The sequence below is a fragment of the Phnomibacter ginsenosidimutans genome, from assembly GCF_009740285.1.
Lineage (GTDB): Bacteria > Bacteroidota > Bacteroidia > Chitinophagales > Chitinophagaceae > Phnomibacter > Phnomibacter ginsenosidimutans.
Genome location: NZ_CP046566.1, coordinates 2,676,011 through 2,694,285 on the forward strand (window position 1 = coordinate 2,676,011; position 18,275 = coordinate 2,694,285).

Genomic DNA, 18,275 nt, shown 5'->3' on the forward strand with positions numbered 1-18,275 from the left:
CAATCCTTTTTAGAAACCAGCCTGCAGGCCAAGGGTGAAAATGCGGGCAGGTGGCGTCATGGTATAGTCAATGGCCACACGGAACGGATCGGCACCACGCATGCTCACTTCCGGATCCTGACCTTTATACTTGGTGAGTGTAAAGAGGTTTTCGCCAGTTACAAATGCACTCAGCGATTTCATCTTCAGCTTACCCAACACTTTTTTATTGAAGGTGTAGCGGGCCGTAATGGTACGGAAGCGAACAAACGATGCATCTTCTACATAGCGGCTGCTTCCCAGCCAATTGTAACCGGCATTAATAACTGCTCTTGGAATATCAGTTACATCACCTTCTTTTCTCCAGCGGCGTAGTGTTGCAGTGCTCTGGTTGTCGAAGTTGAACATGCTGGTGGTCAGCATTTGCGTACCATTTACTACGTCGTATTTGTAACGGAAGTTGAAGAATGCAGAAATGCGCAATGAACTACCAAAGGTGAATGAGGGACCAAAGCCACCAGACAATGTGGGGTTGCTATTACCGAGGTACACCACATCCATGTAGTTGATGTTGCCATCATTGTTGATGTCTTCATACATGGCATCTCCAGGCTGAAAAACATAATCAATAGACGGGTAGTTGAAACGCATGTAAATGGTTTGACCATTGGGGCCAATGATTTGCTTACCATCTTGTCCTCGGGCAACGGTAGATTCCTTATCAGGATAAACCCCTTTGAAACGGAAACCATAGAATGCACCAAATGGATTGTTAACCTGCAGCATGCGGAGGTACTCACCATTTACAGACAGGTTGCCCCGCTGACTTGGATAGTACTCAGAAATTTCACGAATGATATTGGCGTTGCGGCTGAGGTTGAAATCAAATCCGAAAGTAAACTGCTTCGACTTGTAAGGAATGGTCCATACGGCTACTTCCCAACCTTGGTTGTCTAGCGTACCCACGTTCATGTTTACATTGTTGAAACCATAGAACGAAGAAATTTGCAGTCCATCGAAATACAGGTTTTCTGTACGGTTGCGGTACACTTCAATGTCACTTCTTACACGGCCTTTCCACAGGCTGATGTTGGCACCAATGTTGCTACCATGTACCGTTTCCCAACGCAGGTTGCGCAGCTCCATGTTAGATGGTACTACCCCACTTTGTCCCTGATAGTTCCAGCCGTAGGTATTGTACGTGTTGTAAAAAGTATAATCTCTGCGGGGTGCATTACCACTTTGGCCGTAGCTGGCACGCAAGCTCAATTCATCGAGGGCTTTCCAGTTTTTCAAACCAAACTCTTCACTCAGGCGCCAGCGGAGCGATACCGATGGAAACAAACCATACCGGTAATCGGGACCGAAACGTGAGTTGCCTTCGCCACGTGCAGTTACGTTAATCAGATACTTGTCTTTAAAACCATACTGAGCACTCAGTACACCAGCAATACTGCGGGTTTGGCTGATGCCAGACACAGCACGGAGTTCCTGGTTTTGCGTACGGCCGCCAACACTGGGATCAGTCAGCAATGAAGAGGGTGTGTTCGATACCATTACTTCCTGATTCACCGATTTGAAATCGTTGCTGAGCAATGTCAGAAATGCAATCACGTTATGATCTCTGTTCTTCATTTGCGGCGTGTATACCAAACTGGTTTTGGTAGCCACCGTAAACAAATCAATATCGCCATCATAAGCACGGTTCACTACCGTTTCGGTAGAAGGACGACCCGTGGCAATTTGTGGCAGGAAGCTGCTGTTTTTGGTATTGTTGATATCGAACTGCACATCAAATGTGGCTTTCAATACCCGCTTCACGATATCATAATCAATTTGAAAACGTGGTACAATTCTTTCGCCCAACACACTAAACTTGGCTTTATCGGCCATGGCTACGGGGTTGTAAATGCGGCTATACTGACCCTGAATATTTTGCGCCGGCGAAAAATAGTTGGGTGACAAATTGCCCAGTTCATCGTATTCAAACACACTCATGTTGGGCATTTTCAAATACGCCACGTTGCGGATAGCACCATCATTTGAGCTCAGGTAGTTGCGGCTCTGATCGGTATGTGTAAAGGCGATGCTGGTGAAAAATTTAATCTTGTCTGATACCGTATAATCAAGGTTGATACGAGAGTTGATACGCTGCAGGTCTGTACCAATGGTGGTACCTGTTTGTCCGAAGTAACCAACCGATGCAAAGTATTTTGCTTTTTCACCACCACCTGTCATAGATACGGTGTGGTCTTGCAACATACCTGTTCTTGAAATTTCATTTATCCAGTTGGTATTGTTGCTGTAGTTGTAATACCAGTAAGGATCATTGGGATCGTAGTTAAACTCACGTACAGCCTGCGAGTTGAGCGTACTACCATTCCTGTTCATGAAAGCTTCAGGAATAAGCGTGGTGTACTGACCACCATCCAACATGGGAATGGGAGCAGGCAACAAACTGGCAGAACCTTTGAAGTTGTAGGTAATGGTTGGCTTGCCTTTGGCGCCACGCTTGGTGGTAATGATGAGTACACCATTGGCCGCTCTTGAACCCCAAATGGCTGTTGCAGCAGCATCTTTCAATACCGTGATTTCACGAATGTCTGCAGGTGAAATATTGAGGAGCTGCGCATAGCCTTGTTCATCGGCATTGCCAAAGTTGAAATCGCCGGGAATTTCAGTTTCGTATGGCATGCCATCCACCACAATCAGTGGATTGCCCGAGCCATTGATGGTAGATGTACCACGAATGCGGATGTTCATAGCAGCACCGGGGTCGCCGCTGGAAGCCGTAATATCAACACCTGCCAAACGACCTTGCAAAGCCTGGTCGATACTGGCGGCCTGCATTTCTTCAAGTTCTTTGGCACTTACTTTAGATACCGCAGTAGTAAGGTTTCTTTCAGGAATGGGCACCATACCATTGTCGCTGCGTTTGGTAGCAATTACCACAGCTTCACCAAGGTCAACCGTTTCACCTTCTTGCAAGGAAATATTAATGGTGGTGCGGCCATTGATGTTTTCGGTAATGGTTTTGTAGCCGATGTAAGAAATCGAAATCTTGTTTTTCAGGCTGCTCACTTTCACCACATAGTTGCCTTCAATATCGGTGAGGCCACCTTTGATGAAACGACCATCGGCATCTACTTCTGTTATAGATGCCCCCTGAATCGGCTTTTTGGTTTTTGCATCTATCACCTTACCCTTCACCAGGTTGGATGAAGTAGCTGCTGGCGCCGGTGCCGGAGCCTGTGCCCAGCTTAGGTTGGCCACCAGCACTGCTATACACAATGGCAGCAGTAGGTTCAACATTCTCTTGCTCATAAGTATATCAAGTTTGGCGAGGGTCTTACAAATTAAACTTCAGGTAATTGTCAATGAGATGAATGACACAACGGTTACTCAGGTAGTTACTGTTGGCCAAAATCACATTGCCATATTCATTATTCATATCCGTGAGGCGCATGATGCCCGGGGCACTGTTGTTCACGAAAATGGTAGTTGGGTCACCGTTGTTTTTGCGCAGTAATGTTTCGTAAGAACCACTGTCATTGCCATCAGTAGCAACTGCTTTTTTATTCAGGATATGGAACTGAATAAAACGGTTCACTTTTTCAATATCCAATGCAACAGTTGGTGCATAGTTGGGTACTTTGTTTCCACCCGATACAGCACCGGTAGTGGGCAACAATCCATCATTTACTGCTTTTTGAATAGCCGCATTGTTGGGCACAAAAACAGAATAAAAAACACCCGCTGATAAGCCAGCGATTTCGCCTGTGGTTTTGTTGTATATGGCAGAATTTTGCAAAAACCGCCAGAACATGTTGTGCTGCGAAGTAACCGGTGTACCCAACTTGGCAATGTGCAAGCCAATATTGGTTTCAGTAAACGTAATCAGCTTATCAATGTAATGCACAACACCATTGGAAGCCTGCTTGGTAGCTGTAGCAGTAGCCGCAAAAGTGACAGCAGAATCCATGCTGCCAGATGCATACAATTGATTATTATCCCAACGTATAAACTCACCACCAATAGACTGCGCAACGCCGCTGCCTGTAAGGGTTTTGAGGTTGTTGGATGGTGCAGGTATAACCAGTTGATTGATTAAGCGAAGCATCCGCACCAATGCCGAAGAACCTACCACTTGAGCACCGCCGTTTTTAGGTATGTAACGCCACTGAAAATTGGGATTGTTGTCGACAGTTGCATCAGCAAAATAACCTGCATCATTCCATGCCTGGTTACTTACCATAAGCATGCAATATTGCAAGTTCGGATTGGTCACTGCCGGTTTCAAATCCTGATCCAACAAGCGGTTCATGTAGCTGTATTTCGGATCGAGATAGGCTTTTGCATACACGGTGCTGAACACATTTGCTTCCTGCACTTTGTTGGTGCCATAAAAGAAGCCATTGCTCAAAATTTTCTTTTCTACAATATCAGTAACCGGATTGAAACGGGCTGGCTCACCAAGGTAGCTGAAGGTGTTGCTAAACTTACTGGGCCATACTGAGGACTGCCACATGTGAGCATTGACAAAATCATATAAAATGTTCACAGGTATTTGATCGAGGCTGGCGTAATGCTCCAACAACACGTTTTGTATATAAGCCAGCAGCACATCATTTTTAGGAACGAAAATGGTGTAGCCATCCCGCTGTCCGTCGTTGTCTTGTACTTTCAAAAAGTTTTCGTTGTTGGGCGAAAATGCCAGCAGACCATTGTACACTTTGGTGTACACATCATCGGTTTTGCCGGTCATATTTTTATAGCGCTGAGAGAGTACGCCGTTCAATACATAATCTACCAGGTACTTGTCAAAAATCTTTTTAAACTCACTGTAGTCTGGCTTGCTGCTCAGATATTCATCTATGCTGGGCAGTGGCGTAAGCACTTTGTTTACAATGTGTATCACGCCATTTTCTGCAGGTATATCTTGTGTTACCACATTGCCATCGGCCACATTAAAACCTTTAAAGCTGGCTGCGGGATAGAAGTAATTGTAATCGCTGGCAGGGATAGCTCTTGCGGTAAAAAAAGTATCGGTAAATACCGGCACATATTTGTTGTTGTTGTCTGCTTCAACCCAAAATATACCGCCCAGATTATTTCTGTTGCTGGCAATAGCCTTAATGCTTTGCCCCTGCTTGTTTACCGCATCATAAATGCCTGTATAGTTAGCCGTACGGCGTTTGAAAGAGGTATTGGCTACCCAACCGGCGTTGCTCTGAAAATCATCAACCCTGTCTTTTTTAAATGCATTGTAAACCAGACAAAAGGTGACAATTTTTTGGCAGGTCAGCGAATCCATTTGTGCTACGCCGCTTACACCTGCTTCTTTAAAGTACACCTGAAAGGCAGAATCGTGAGGTGCAAAAAGCGTCCAGTAGCCAGCTGTAGACAAGGTGGTTTTGTAGCCGGCTTTATCAATAGCTGCGAGCAAGTGAGTGAAGTTGCCTTTGGCTTGAAGCACTTGATAAATGGGCGACTCCAGCGTATCGGGTCTTCCATAGTATTCATCCCATGCCTCTTTGCGGCAGGCAGTAAATCCTGCAATGAGCAACATGGCGATCATGGAACCTGTAACGAGTTTTCTATACATGATACATGCGGTATTTATCGGAAACAGAAAGATCAGGTGATGGCAAAGCGGTACCTGTTCGCCTGGGGCGAAGCATGTGCCTGGTGGTTTAAAAAAGTGGTTGCTGGGTTAGTACTACAGACAATTGTCAGTAGTCATTTTCAGCAGAAAGGTTTATGGAATAATGGTCTTTATTGGCAATCGTTTTTCAATAGCAGTAAGAAATCAATCGTTTTGGTTTTACAATTTTAACAAGCAGTATAAAAGTACTTGCACCTGCGTCCTTTAACTATCCTGTTGCGTCCTGAAAACGTTGCCGGCAAGTCGATTTTTTGTGCAAAACCTTTGTAGCGGCAGGCATTTCATGATATAAATCATACACAACAATCTGGTTGCAATGATTGCGGCACAAACATTCTATTTCATTTTATATACTTCTGTACCTGCGAGCAAAAAACAGCCCAACCCATAATCTTCAAAATCGGGGGTACTGGTATAAGTTACAGGTTGTCCGTCCTTGGGTTCTTTGCCGGTGCCTTGCACATAGCCCAGTTTTCCGTCAGGATGTATGCAGTCTTTTACAAGTGCATTCCATGCTTTGATGACTGCGGGTAAATATGTTTTTCTATCAATCAATCCTTTGTTGATGCCGTAAGCCATACCATACACAAACAGCGCTGTACCTGTCAATTCCTTGCCCCCAAAATGAGTATGGTCTTTCAGGCTAACGTTCCAAAAACCATCGAGCCGTTGCAGTGGTAGCAATGCAGCCAGCATGTCTTTATAGTCTTGCAAATATTCAGGATACGCAGGATCTGTTTTGGGCAATTCATCCAAGGTTCTCACCAGTGCTGCTACTACCCAGCCATTGCCACGGCTCCAATAGCAGTTGGCCCCATTGGGCTCTTTATAGGGTGGTGCAAAATCTTTATCTCTCCACCAGAGTTTTTCAATTGGGTTGTACAAGCCATTGCCGGCATGCCGGTATTTTGTAAACGCATACAGCTCATACATTTTTCTGAAATAAGCTGTATCGCCAGTGAGATTGCCCAGCTTTACAAACACAGGCATACCCATTTGCAACGCATCAATCCAATGCCAATCGTCTACTTTATTGCTGGCCATCATTCTATCCATCGAAGCTTTGATGGCTTCCATACGAACTGGCTGCGGATTGAGTTTGTATAGGTCGAGATAGGTTTGCCCACAGGCCTGATTATCGGCGTTGCGGGTTTCAACACCACCCCGTAAACCCCACTTGTGTTTTTCGCCCCACTGTATGGCATAGTCGAGATAGGCCTTGTCTGGTTTGATGTTGTACAAAGCCATCAACCCTTCATAGTACACGGCTCTGGTCCAGATATTACTGGGTCGCTCAATGTTGGTGAAAATGGGCTTGCCCGCATCGGGCCATTTTTGCATGAAATACTGATTCGCTTTTACCATGGCTTGCATTACCGCGGCTTTGGGGGGTAATGCCTGAGCGAAAGCCACATGGGCAACACAAGAAACAAAGATGACAGTAACTGAAAGACGTAATGAATGAAAGCATTTTATTTTCATACAGCAAATGGGATGGCGGCAATACCGGTGAGCAATTCGTGACCCAAATTACCGGCTTCAATGGATTAACAAACCTGTACCATCCTGAAAGCAAAAACCCCAATCTTCAGATTGGGGTTTGCTAAACAGGCTAATGTTTGAACCTGCTGAGAAAATCACTTTTTTTTTCTGGTCGAAATCAACATGATTTCTCCATTGGCCATTTCTACTTCTCCTCCTCTGCCTTTGTAAAATTTTTTGACGTAGTTGATGTTGATAATAGTTGAATGATGAATGCGGCAGAAATCCGATTCCGGCAGCATATCTTCAAACTCTTTCAACAGTTTTGACACCATCACTTTTTTATTAGAGGCCAAATGAATGGTAGTATAACTACCTTCTGCATTGAGGTACATAATCTGTTCCACATCTTCTACCAAAAAACCATCATTGATGGGCAAAATGATTTTCCGAAACTTGTCCGATTTGTTGTTGAGATTATCCAGCAATGTACCAATGCGACTGTTGACATCCTGGTTGCCAATTCTTCCTGCAATCCGGTTTACAGCATCTACTAATTCATCTATGTTGAGTGGCTTCAACAGATAATCAGCCGCGGCATAGCGAAAAGCTTTCAACGCATAGTTATTGTACGCTGTTACAAATATTACTTCGAAAGAAATGTCATTCATTTTATCGAGCATATCAAAGGCATTGCCATAGGGCATTTCAATATCGAGAAACACCAACTGTGGCTGCAACTCTTCAATCATTGCTGCTGCTTCAATAGGGTTCATGGCTTTACCAATCACCTTAAGCGAAGGGCAATACATTTGAATCAGCTGTTCTAATGTAGCCAAACTACCTGGCTCATCATCCACCAATAGTGTCGTTATCTGTTTGTTCATTGTTCATTGGCATTTTAATAATAACTGTGGTTCCTGTGGCATTCCCATTCGTATCCGTTTCATCAATTACCTGAATTTCGATGGGTTTACCTCCCGAAATTTCATTCAATATATCCACTCGTTTCTGGCCGAGTTCCATTCCCTTAGATTGGTATTCAATGTGCTGCCGTCCTTTCATGGCCTCCGATTTTAAACGGCCTATGCCGTTGTCTTTGATTGAACAACACAGATAATCGTTTTCCAAAATAAAAGACAACTCTAATTTTCCAACGCCCTCCGATTTATGACGGATACCGTGACGGATCGCATTTTCGATGTACGGCTGTAAAAGCAATGCAGGCATTTCAATAAAATCGGCTTGCAAATCAGGATCGACATATATGCTGTACACGAAGTGCTCACCAAAACGCATTTGCTCCATTTCCAGGTATCGCTTCAAATAGTTTACCTCTTCCGAAATTCTTACAGATTGACGGCCTGAGAAATAAAGCGTCTCCCTTACCAACGATGCAAACAAAGTAAGATATCTGTTTGCTTTTTGGCTATCGTTGTTCAGAAAATAATGCTGAATAGAATTGAGGCAGTTGAAAATGAAGTGTGGATTCATTTGTGCTTGTAAAGCTTGCTGCTCCAATAGCGCCAGCTTGCGTTGCATTTCATTTTCCCTTTGCAACCGCTTATTCTCCGATTTATTGCGTTCGTTTACTAACCATCCAGTAAGCGTAAGTAATGTAATAGCCACTACAACAATAAATAAAGGTGTTTTCCAAAATGGTGTAGCAATAGAAAAACTTACAGCTTTCGTTTCACTTTTTACACCAAACTTGTTGATGGCGTATACTTCAAATACATAATCCCCAGAGGGGAGACTGGGAAAATTGATACTGTTTTCATTCGTCATTTTCCAATCCTCATCCAACCCCTTTACCCGATAGAAATAATTGATATCGCCGGCTGAGCGAAAAGAAATGGCCGTAAACTCAAACCCAATTTTGTTTTGCTTAAAGCCAAGGCGATAAGTGCCTTTATTATCTATTTCAGTTACATCAGCATTTACAGCCAGTATTTGCAAGCGGCAAAAAGATTGACTGGTTATTTTCTGCTGGTTGAAATATGTTAGTCCTACAGGCGTACCAACATACACCATGCTATCTTCTACCAGTAAGGCATTGATGTTTTCTGAAGGCAAGCCATCCAGTACGCCGTATTTGATAATGGTATGTCTGTTACCGTCAACTTTTACCCGATTGATACCGGCATTGGTACCTATCCACAATTGATTGCCTGTGCCTGCTACCATGCATTTGCACAAGTCGCTGGACAAGCCATTTTGCTGATTATAGCTGGCTACAATTTTGCCATTGGCAAATCCAACTACCCCATTATCGCTGGTGGCAACATATAGTACATCATTCAGCGAAGTCAAACCGGTTATTCTTCTGCCCAGCACGGGATGCACTGATGCCAGGTGTGTAACTTTCTTTTTATCGGTTACAGCATACAATCCACTTGTTGTACCAATATAGTTGACGCCTTTAAAACGAATAGATTTAGTGACACGTCCGTCCCAAAAACTATCAACCACACGCAAATCACGTATGCTCACTTTATAGGCACCACTGAAATTGCCCACCAGTACATGCTCTTCATCAAATGCTGTTATACTTTTAATCGCCACCAAATCAGAGTAGGATATTTTACCGTTATCCAACTTGGCTAAAAAAGCATCGTACCCTAATAATACAGTTGAGTTATTTACTGAATAAGAAGTGTACAAACGATTGGAAGAGAGATTATTTTTCGACTGAAGGGTTTGTGATTTTACATCCAGTACTTTCAAATTGTCTGCTGAATCCAATAGCACAGCTTTGCTAAACGTCATACCACAATACAGCTTTCCTGCATGACGTACCAGTGAGTAAACTTCATCGGTTGGGGTATGGGCAATGCCTTTTAATCGCAGGGTTTTAGCTTCGGTTGATGGCAACTTAAAAACAGCATTACCAATTGTTGTAAACCAAATATTCTCCTCTTCATCTTGCATTACTCTAGACACAACTTCTGATGGCAAAAAATGTTCTTTGAGTTTGTATTGATTTGTATCCACCGACCATGCTCCGGTAGCAGTGCTTATATAGGCAGTTTTACCATTGATAAAGGTCGACTTCATCGCTTGGTTTTCTGTAGGCAATTTCACCTTGGGTGCAGATGCGTAAATATTTCCCTGTACAAATTGTCTTACATCGGGTCCATAATCCAACTGATAAAATTCCAGCTTATTATCTTTTAATAAGAACAGGGAGTCGTCTAACCTTATAAGTAAGTGTTCTCCATTTAAAAAATAATGTATGTTAAGTCTGTTAAATGACCTGTCGAACAAATGACTTTGATTTGTAAGGTTGGTCCAATCATTTTTATAATTCAACTTTATCAGCAACCTTTCATCAGAAAAAAACAAATCACCCTCTTTAGATTCAATCATTTGCGACACGTTTGCCTTCCATGTTATTTTTCGCAATAGCGAATCATTTTGAGCATTTCTGATTTTTCCGTTTTCAACATAACTCAGCTGCTTCGAAAATGTGCCTATCCAAACCCGCCCCTTGCTGTCGGCAAATAAGGTCAGCACTTCGTTATCAGGCAGGCCATCTTTTACGGTGTAGTTTTTAAAATGTTTGCCGTCAAACCTGCTCAATCCATTTTCTGTTCCAAACCATATAAAGCCATCTTTATCCTGCACCACATCGTATACAGTAGAGCCAGCTAAGCCATCACGGGTGTCGTACCGAACATAATTGTACTCCTGGCCACGCACCAGCAACGCTAAAAACCAGCAACAAACCAGCAAACCTGTACGCATAAACGGGAAACTTCTTCTAACCATTGTATTCAATGCTTCAAAGGTCGGCAGCTTGGCTTGTAAGAAAAAAAAGAGCCGGACTGGAAAATCCGGCTGTAGGCGTGATGAGAAAACAGCCTAATCAATTCAGGCTTGTTATTGTAAACAAAGGGCTTGATGTGTTTCAAAACGCATGGGAGCCCCATTGTCATGTTTCATAAAGGGTGAAGAATATCGTTGGTACGATCTGACTGCGAACAGTTTCTACTTCGAAAATAACCACGCCAGTCAGACCCACTCCTGCTACTTCATAATTGTGTAGCATCTATTTGTAAATGTGCAATTCGAAACCAACTTGGCTACACAGCCTGTATCATAACAAAAGGGCCGACACATGCCGACCCTTTTGATTATTGCCAACCGAATGGGTTAATACACATATACCGCATAACCCCAAGGCTCAATGCCCCACTCTTTTGCAGCAGGGTTTTCTTTGCTACCGCTAAAGAGATTGAGGGCTTCTGCATTCACCGATGCATCTGTCAGTTTTACGGTGGCAGCTTTGGCACTCAGGTTCAACACCACCAATACTTTTTTGCCCTCCTTTTCACGTACATAGGCATACAGCTGTGCCGGCGTACCCGCATCCAATTTGCGCAGGCTGGCATTGGCGGCCAATGCCGGATTGCTTTTGCGCAGGTTCAGCAGCTTTTGGTAAAACGCTGCCCTTTCATATTTACCAAACGTAATGGTGTCTTTATAAAAGAAACGAATGCTATCGAGGAAGGGCTCTTCCTGACCGCTGTAAATGAGCGGTACACTGCGACCCCATGTTTGCGTCAGCACGGCAAATGGTGCATGCACCGAACCGGGCATAGTATTAAAATCGGCCTGGTTCCAGCTGTTTTCATCGTGGTTGCTGGTAAAATACATCCGCAATGCATTGGGCTGATAAGCCGCCAGTTTTGCCTGCGAACTATCCAGCAATGTTGCAGGACCTTCACCTTTGGCGATTTTTTTCATGGTGCTGAATTCTTCCCAGGTATACGTTGCATCAAAACCCGCTTCGTGTAACCATGCATCGTTGCTTTCGGCGAGCATAAATATGCCGGGGTTAACGGTCTTCAACGCAGCAATCGCTTTTTCCCAGAAAGGCTTTGGCACTTCCCCTGCCACATCGCAACGGAATCCATCGATACGGGTAGTCAGCCAAAACTTCATGGCATTAATCATGCTGTCTTGCAGGGCTACATTATCGTAGTTGAGCGAACGGGTATCACTCCAGTCGAAAGCATATTTGGCTTTGCCAGTGGAGCTGTCTATTTCATAAAAATCGGGATACTTTTCGAGCCAGTAATGATCGGCGCCGGTATGGTTGGGCACCCAATCAATAATCACTTTCAAACCCTTTGCATGAGCACTGTCTACCAGCGCCTGCCAATCGGACAATGTACCAAACTCCGGATTAATAGCGGTGTAATTAGAAACGGCATAATAGCTGCCCAGCTCACCTTTGCGGTCTACTTTGCTAATGGGCTGAATGGGCATGAACCACAAAGTTTCTACGCCCATTTCTTTCAATCGGTCGAGGTGTTGGGCAAAAGCATTAAACGTACCTTCTGGCGTGTATTGGCGAACATTTACTTCGTAAATATTACTCTGCAAAATCCACGCAGGATGGCCATCTACACGGGCAGTATCGGTTTTATAAGCTGTGGGATCAGGTTGTTTTTCAGCAGGAGCCGAACAGGAAGCCAGCAGCGCAACTAGCGCCAGCATTCCAAGCAATCGTGCAATCATACGGTTGAAATTTTAATGTGTCAAATGTACACATTTGAAAACAACAAGCCTATTTTTCAAGCGGGTTTTGGTTGGCGGTATATTGTTTATTTGCAGCGGTCAAATTCGTGACTATCTAAAAACGATTGTATGCCTGCACAACCTCAGTATTATGCCGATTATCTGGCTCTCGGAAATATTCTTCAAGCCCAGCACCCGGTAAGCTATCAACCCGGCAATGATCCTGCGCATGATGAAATGCTGTTCATCATCATTCACCAGGCTTACGAATTGTGGTTTAAGCAGATACTGCACGAAGTAGAATCGGTTGCGGGTATTCTGGAACAACCAGCCATCAACGACAATTCGCCGGAGCTGCAAACCATTGTGCACCGCCTGCAGCGGGTAAATACCATCATGAAAGTATTGGTACAGCAAATGGACATTATGGAAACCATGACGCCGATGGATTTTCTGGACTTCCGCGATTTGCTACGGCCTGCTTCGGGCTTTCAAAGCTGGCAGTTTAAAGTGCTCGAAGCCAGGCTGGGCCTGCCTTTTGAGCAACGCCACGGACAACACTACTACACCAGTGCCCTTCGCCCCGAATATGTGGCCATGGTAAAAGATGCCGAAGGAAAACCTACATTGCTACAATTGCTGAACAACTGGCTGGAACGCATTCCGTTTTTTGAGCAGGACTCTTTGTGGCAAGATATGCCGGCACCGACTGATGCTGTGGCGGCACCAGCCGGTAAGTTTTGGGAAGCCTACCGCCAGTTGCTGGTACAAAGTTTATCGGAAGCCGAACAGGGCAACCTGCAGGTGTTTGATAACGTGATGGGTTTTGACAGCAGCCTTTCACTTAACCGATTGTTATCGCCAAAGGCCAGCAGGGCGGCGTTGTTTATTATGTTGTACAGAGGTTATCCGTTGCTGCAATTGCCGTTTCAGGTGATGAACGCCGTGCTGGAGCTGGATGAGCAACTGAGTACCTGGCGCTACCGCCACATGAACATGGTGCACCGCATGATTGGCAGCCGCATTGGCACCGGTGGCAGTACCGGCAAAGACTACCTGAAAGGTGCCGCCGACAAACATTATATTTTCAAAGACTTTGCCCAGCTCACCAGCTTTTTAATTGAACGCAGAAAGCTGCCACAATTGCCAGCTGCGGTAGAACAACGCATTGGTTTTGTACATGGCTGAGGGCTGTACTACTGCTGATGGGCTGCCTGACCAACGATACTACCCCGCAGCGTAGCGAGGAGTAGTGAGGCGGGCAGGAACAACTGACTGGATTTGCACCTCAGCTGACAGCCCCAAAACATCATCACACAACAAAGCCATGCATGTATCGTGCATGGCTTTGTGCTATAAAAATGGCCGTGTTAAATCAACTCCTTCAGCTTGGCTACCACCGCATCAATTTCTTCGCGGGTGTTGTGCTTGCAAAAGCTAAACCGCACGGCTACCTGATTGGGATTGTTGTTGATGGCACGGATAACATGGCTACCTGCATCGGCGCCGCTGGTGCAGGCACTACCGCCGCTGGCGCAAATGTTGTTGATGTCGAGGTTGAAAAGTATCATCTCACTCTTTTCTGTTTTGGGAAAGCTTACGTTGAGCACGGTGTACAAGCTATCCCCGGTAGGGTCGCCGTTGAAATGAACGCCTTTAACCTGTTTGCGCAGCTGCTCCATCATGTGCATTTTTAATGCATTGATGTAGGCACTGTCTTCTTCGTAAGCAGCCGTCGCCAATTCGAGTGCTTTGGCAAAACCCACAATACCATACAGGTTTTCGGTACCGGCCCGCATGTTGCGTTCCTGACTGCCGCCGTGTATATAAGGTTGAATTTTTACATTCTCGTTGATGTACAATATGCCCACACCTTTTGGCCCGTGAAACTTGTGCCCTGCGCCGGTGATAAAATGCACGGGTGTATTGCGCAGGTCAAAAGGAAAATGGCCAACAGTTTGCACCGTATCGCTGTGAAAAATGGCACCATACAATTTGCACAACTCTCCCACTGCATGTATGTCGAGCATGTTGCCAATTTCATTATTGGCATGCATGAGGGTTACCAAACATTTGTCTTCGCTCTGCGCCAGCAATTGTTCCAAATGCTCCATATCAATATGTCCATCAGGCAGCAATTTTACAAAGCTGAGGGCGGCTTCGCCTTGCTTGTGTAAATACTCAACCGTATGCAACGTAGCATGGTGCTCAATGGAAGAGGTGATAATGTGAGTGCAACCCAAATCACGAACGGCTGCGGTAATGGCTGTGTTGCTGGCTTCGGTACCACCACTGGTAAAAAGATTTCGGCAGGATGTGCCCCCAGAATTTTTGCTACTGACTTTCGGGCATTCTCAATAGCCAGTCGGCTTTCGCGGCCATAGCTGTAAATGGAAGACGGATTGCCGAACTTTTCGGTGAGGTAAGGCATCATGGCTTCGAGCACCTGAGGGTCGAGTGCGGTGGTGGCGGCGTTGTCGAAATAAATACGATTCATGCAAGATTTTTTCTAGTGGGCCAAAGCGCAAAAATAAGGCAGGCCTGCGGTGTACAGGCCTGCCTTTTAATGGAACAAAGAATATTCAACAACATCGAATCATCTTGCAAATGCATTGATGAATTGTTGAGGTTGATGATGAATTGTTGAACAATACTGTACTACGCAGCAGCTTACTGACTGTCTTTAATGAGGTGTGTCATAAATGCAATCATGCGGCGGTATTCGCTAACGGGTAAGCGTTCATCAATGCCATGATAGCCTTCCATAAAAGTGCTGGCCGAAAAATTCATCACTTCAGAAGAGATGGGTCTGAAGTAGCGGCTATCTGTAGCACCAATCACCAAATAAGGTGCCGGCACAGGATTGTCGATTACTTTTTTGAGTGAACCCGTTACTGCTTTGTAGGCCACACCATTGGTATTGGTTTTGCCGCTGGGTGCCCACCAGTTTTCATCATAGCCGCTTATTTGCACCCGATCATCGTTGATGGTTTTGCGGATGTATTCTTTCACCGTTTCGGGTGTTTCACCAGGAATGATACGGCTGTTGACTACGGCTGTAGCTACTGTTGGAATCACATTGTCTTTTACACCAGCATCTACAATGGTTGGTACCAGTGTAGTACGTATCATGGCGCTGGTTTGGCGGTCTTTGCTCAGCTGGCTATTGAGCACAGAACCCAACAACCACTGATTGGCCACTGCCATGCGGGTAGCAAACGAATTGCTGGCGGTAGCGGTAGCATGCAAAAACTCTTGCGTGGCTTCAGGCATGTTGGCAGGCGTTGGTTTTTCGCGGAGTTTGGCGAGTGCCTTCGCTAAAATATCGATGGCGGTTTCAGGAGCTGGTTGCGAAGAATGGCCACCGGGCAACTCTACCTGCAATTTGTATGAGGCATAGCCTTTTTCCTGAATGCCAATCACACCCAAAGGTTGGCTGGCAATCTTTTCATCCACCTTAATCATTCCGCCTTCATCGAGCACAAAATGTGCTTTGATGTTTTGCGCCTTCATCCACGCCGCAATTTTGGAAGCACCACGGGTGCCACCAATTTCTTCATCGTGACCGAAGCATAAATACAAACTACGTTTAGGCACAAAACCATTGCGCAGCAAGTTTTCAACTGATTCTAAAATGGCAATCACGGCGCCTTTGTCATCTACAGCACCACGGCCCCACACCGTATCGCCCACCAATGCGCCGCTGAAAGGTTTTTGCCGCCACATTTTTTCGGCCACTGCTTCTACCGGCACTACATCGTAGTGGCCCATGAGTACAATGGGTGGCAAAGTGCTGTCGCTGCCTTTCCAATGGTAGAGGTAAGAAAACTCGCCAAACGCCTGACGGCTCAGCTGGCTGCTGATGCGTGGATAGGCTGTTTGCAAAAACTGATTGAAACCCCGGAAAGCTGCGGTATCAATGGGTTTATCGAGCCCCCACGAAATGGTGGGCAGCTGCAACGCCTGTTGAAAATGCTGCACCGCACTATCGGGCAGGGCCGGTAGTGGTTCCGATTTGGATTGCGTGGCTGTGGGGAAACGAAGGGTATTAACTACCACAACAGCGGCCAAGGCCAGTACCACAATACCTAGTACCAGTAATATTTTTTTCATACCTGTTTTGGTTAAGTAAAAACTACGGCAACAAGTTAAGCGCATCCACCATACAAAAAAAGCCACTCTTGTGAGTGGCTTCTATCATCAGGTAAAGAATTACATGAGTTCTTTGATATCAGCAATGATGCGATGCGCAATGTTGTTGGCCTTGCTTTCCAAATCGCTTTCGCTGTAAATGCGAATAATGGGCTCGGTATTGCTGGTACGCAAATGCACCCAATCATTGTCGAATTCAATTTTTAAACCATCTTCGGTATTGATGGGCTGAGCCTTGTATTTGGTTTTAATCTTTTCGAAAATCTCCCGCACATTCAGCGTTGGGTCGAGTTCGATTTTGTTTTTACTAATGAAATAATCGGGATAGGTTTTGCGCAAACCACTGATGGTCTTTTTGCTGTGTGCCAAATGGCTGAGAAAAAGGGCAATTCCAATCAATGCATCGCGGCCATAATGGAAATCGGGCACTATGATGCCACCATTACCTTCGCCACCAATCACCGCATTTTCTGCCTTCATTTTCTTCACCACATTTACTTCGCCCACCGCACTGGGAAAGTACTGGCCACCATGTTTCAGTGTCAATTCTTTCAAGGCCTTGGTGCTGCTCATGTTGCTCACGGTGTTGCCCTTGCGTTTGCTCAGGATGTAATCGGCCACCGCAACCAGCGTGTACTCTTCGCCAAACATGCTGCCATCTTCGCACACAAAACAAAGTCGGTCTACATCGGGATCAACCACAATACCGAGGTCGGCTTTTTGTTTTACCACCGTGGTGCTGATTTCGTTGAGGTGCTCGGGCAAAGGCTCTGGGTTGTGTGCAAATTGTCCGTTCACTTCTTCATTCAACACAACAATCTCTTCTACACCCAATGCTTTCAGCAAGGCTGGCACATACACAGCGCCACTGCTGTTGATGGCATCAACAACTACCTTAAATCCACGGGCTTTAATGGCCGCTACATCTACCAAATCGTAAGTAAGAATGGCATCGATGTGCTTTTGCAAATACTCGTCGGTGCTGCGGGTGCTGCCCAACTTGGTAACGGGTACAAACTGAAAGGATTCCTGCTCGGCGATGGCCAGCAAGGCTGCTCCATCGTCACCAGAAATAAACTCTCCTTTTTCGTTGAGCAGTTTCAACGCATTCCATTCTTTCGGGTTGTGGCTGGCCGTCAAAATGATGCCACCCGCTGCGCCTTCCATGGGCACTGCCATTTCTACCGTGGGTGTTGTTGTCAGTCCGAGATCAATTACATCAATACCCAGTGCGTTAAGGGTGTTCACCACCAGGCCATGCACCATGGGTCCGCTAATGCGGCCATCTCTGCCAATCACTACTTTGTTGTTGCTACCCTGCTGCAAGAGCCAGGTGCCGTATGCTGCTGCAAACTTTACCACATCTACCGGCGACAAACCTTCGCCCGGTTTTCCTCCTATCGTTCCTCTGATTCCAGAAATCGACTTGATCAGTGCCATATGAATTAAATATGCGGCAAATATAAAACGG

Annotated in this window: 9 protein-coding genes and 1 pseudogene; 1 reads left to right on the top strand and 9 read right to left on the bottom strand. The window is 45.3% G+C overall.

What is annotated here, in order from left to right:
* Positions 1–9: 9 nt before the first annotated feature.
* The 6 genes from GLV81_RS11620 to GLV81_RS11645 form a co-directional block, all read right to left on the bottom strand.
* Positions 10–3,303 carry a SusC/RagA family TonB-linked outer membrane protein gene (locus GLV81_RS11620; protein WP_246185957.1) on the bottom strand — a complete coding sequence of 1,098 codons (3,294 nt, stop codon included), beginning with the start codon at positions 3,301–3,303 and terminating at the stop codon, positions 10–12.
* Between the two features lie 25 nt (positions 3,304–3,328).
* Complete coding sequence (locus GLV81_RS11625; RefSeq protein WP_157479011.1) at positions 3,329–5,584, bottom strand: fasciclin domain-containing protein; 2,256 nt, start codon at positions 5,582–5,584, stop codon at positions 3,329–3,331.
* A 396-nt stretch (positions 5,585–5,980) separates the two neighbouring features.
* Positions 5,981–7,018: a glycoside hydrolase family 88/105 protein gene (locus GLV81_RS11630; RefSeq protein WP_246185958.1), complete on the bottom strand. Its 1,038-nt coding sequence runs from the start codon at positions 7,016–7,018 to the stop codon at positions 5,981–5,983.
* Between the two features lie 263 nt (positions 7,019–7,281).
* Positions 7,282–8,013: a LytR/AlgR family response regulator transcription factor gene (locus GLV81_RS11635; protein WP_157479013.1), complete on the bottom strand. Its 732-nt coding sequence runs from the start codon at positions 8,011–8,013 to the stop codon at positions 7,282–7,284.
* Positions 7,979–10,897, bottom strand: coding sequence for a sensor histidine kinase (locus tag GLV81_RS11640; RefSeq protein WP_157479014.1), 2,919 nt, complete (start codon positions 10,895–10,897; stop codon positions 7,979–7,981). The genes GLV81_RS11635 and GLV81_RS11640 overlap by 35 nt, the downstream gene beginning before the upstream one ends.
* Positions 10,898–11,281: 384 nt before the next feature.
* Entirely contained in the window at positions 11,282–12,652 is a 1,371-nt protein-coding gene (locus GLV81_RS11645) for an alpha-amylase family glycosyl hydrolase (RefSeq protein WP_157479015.1), read from the bottom strand.
* A 129-nt stretch (positions 12,653–12,781) separates the two neighbouring features.
* Here GLV81_RS11645 and GLV81_RS11650 point away from each other — a divergent pair, with 129 nt between their 5' ends.
* Positions 12,782–13,840: a tryptophan 2,3-dioxygenase gene (locus tag GLV81_RS11650; protein WP_157479016.1), complete on the top strand. Its 1,059-nt coding sequence runs from the start codon at positions 12,782–12,784 to the stop codon at positions 13,838–13,840.
* A gap of 182 nt (positions 13,841–14,022) precedes the next feature.
* Here the strand turns inward: GLV81_RS11650 and GLV81_RS11655 are convergent.
* The 3 genes and pseudogenes from GLV81_RS11655 to glmM all read right to left on the bottom strand — a co-directional run bounded on the left by GLV81_RS11655 (position 14,023) and on the right by glmM (position 18,244).
* Positions 14,023–15,149, bottom strand: a pseudogene (locus tag GLV81_RS11655) (cysteine desulfurase family protein).
* 173 nt (positions 15,150–15,322) lie between these two features.
* On the bottom strand, positions 15,323–16,765 hold the full coding sequence (locus GLV81_RS11660; RefSeq protein ID WP_197428259.1) for a M20/M25/M40 family metallo-hydrolase: 1,443 nt from the start codon (positions 16,763–16,765) through the stop codon (positions 15,323–15,325).
* A gap of 99 nt (positions 16,766–16,864) precedes the next feature.
* Positions 16,865–18,244 carry a phosphoglucosamine mutase gene (gene glmM / locus GLV81_RS11665; protein WP_157479018.1) on the bottom strand — a complete coding sequence of 460 codons (1,380 nt, stop codon included), beginning with the start codon at positions 18,242–18,244 and terminating at the stop codon, positions 16,865–16,867.
* Positions 18,245–18,275 lie beyond the last annotated feature (31 nt).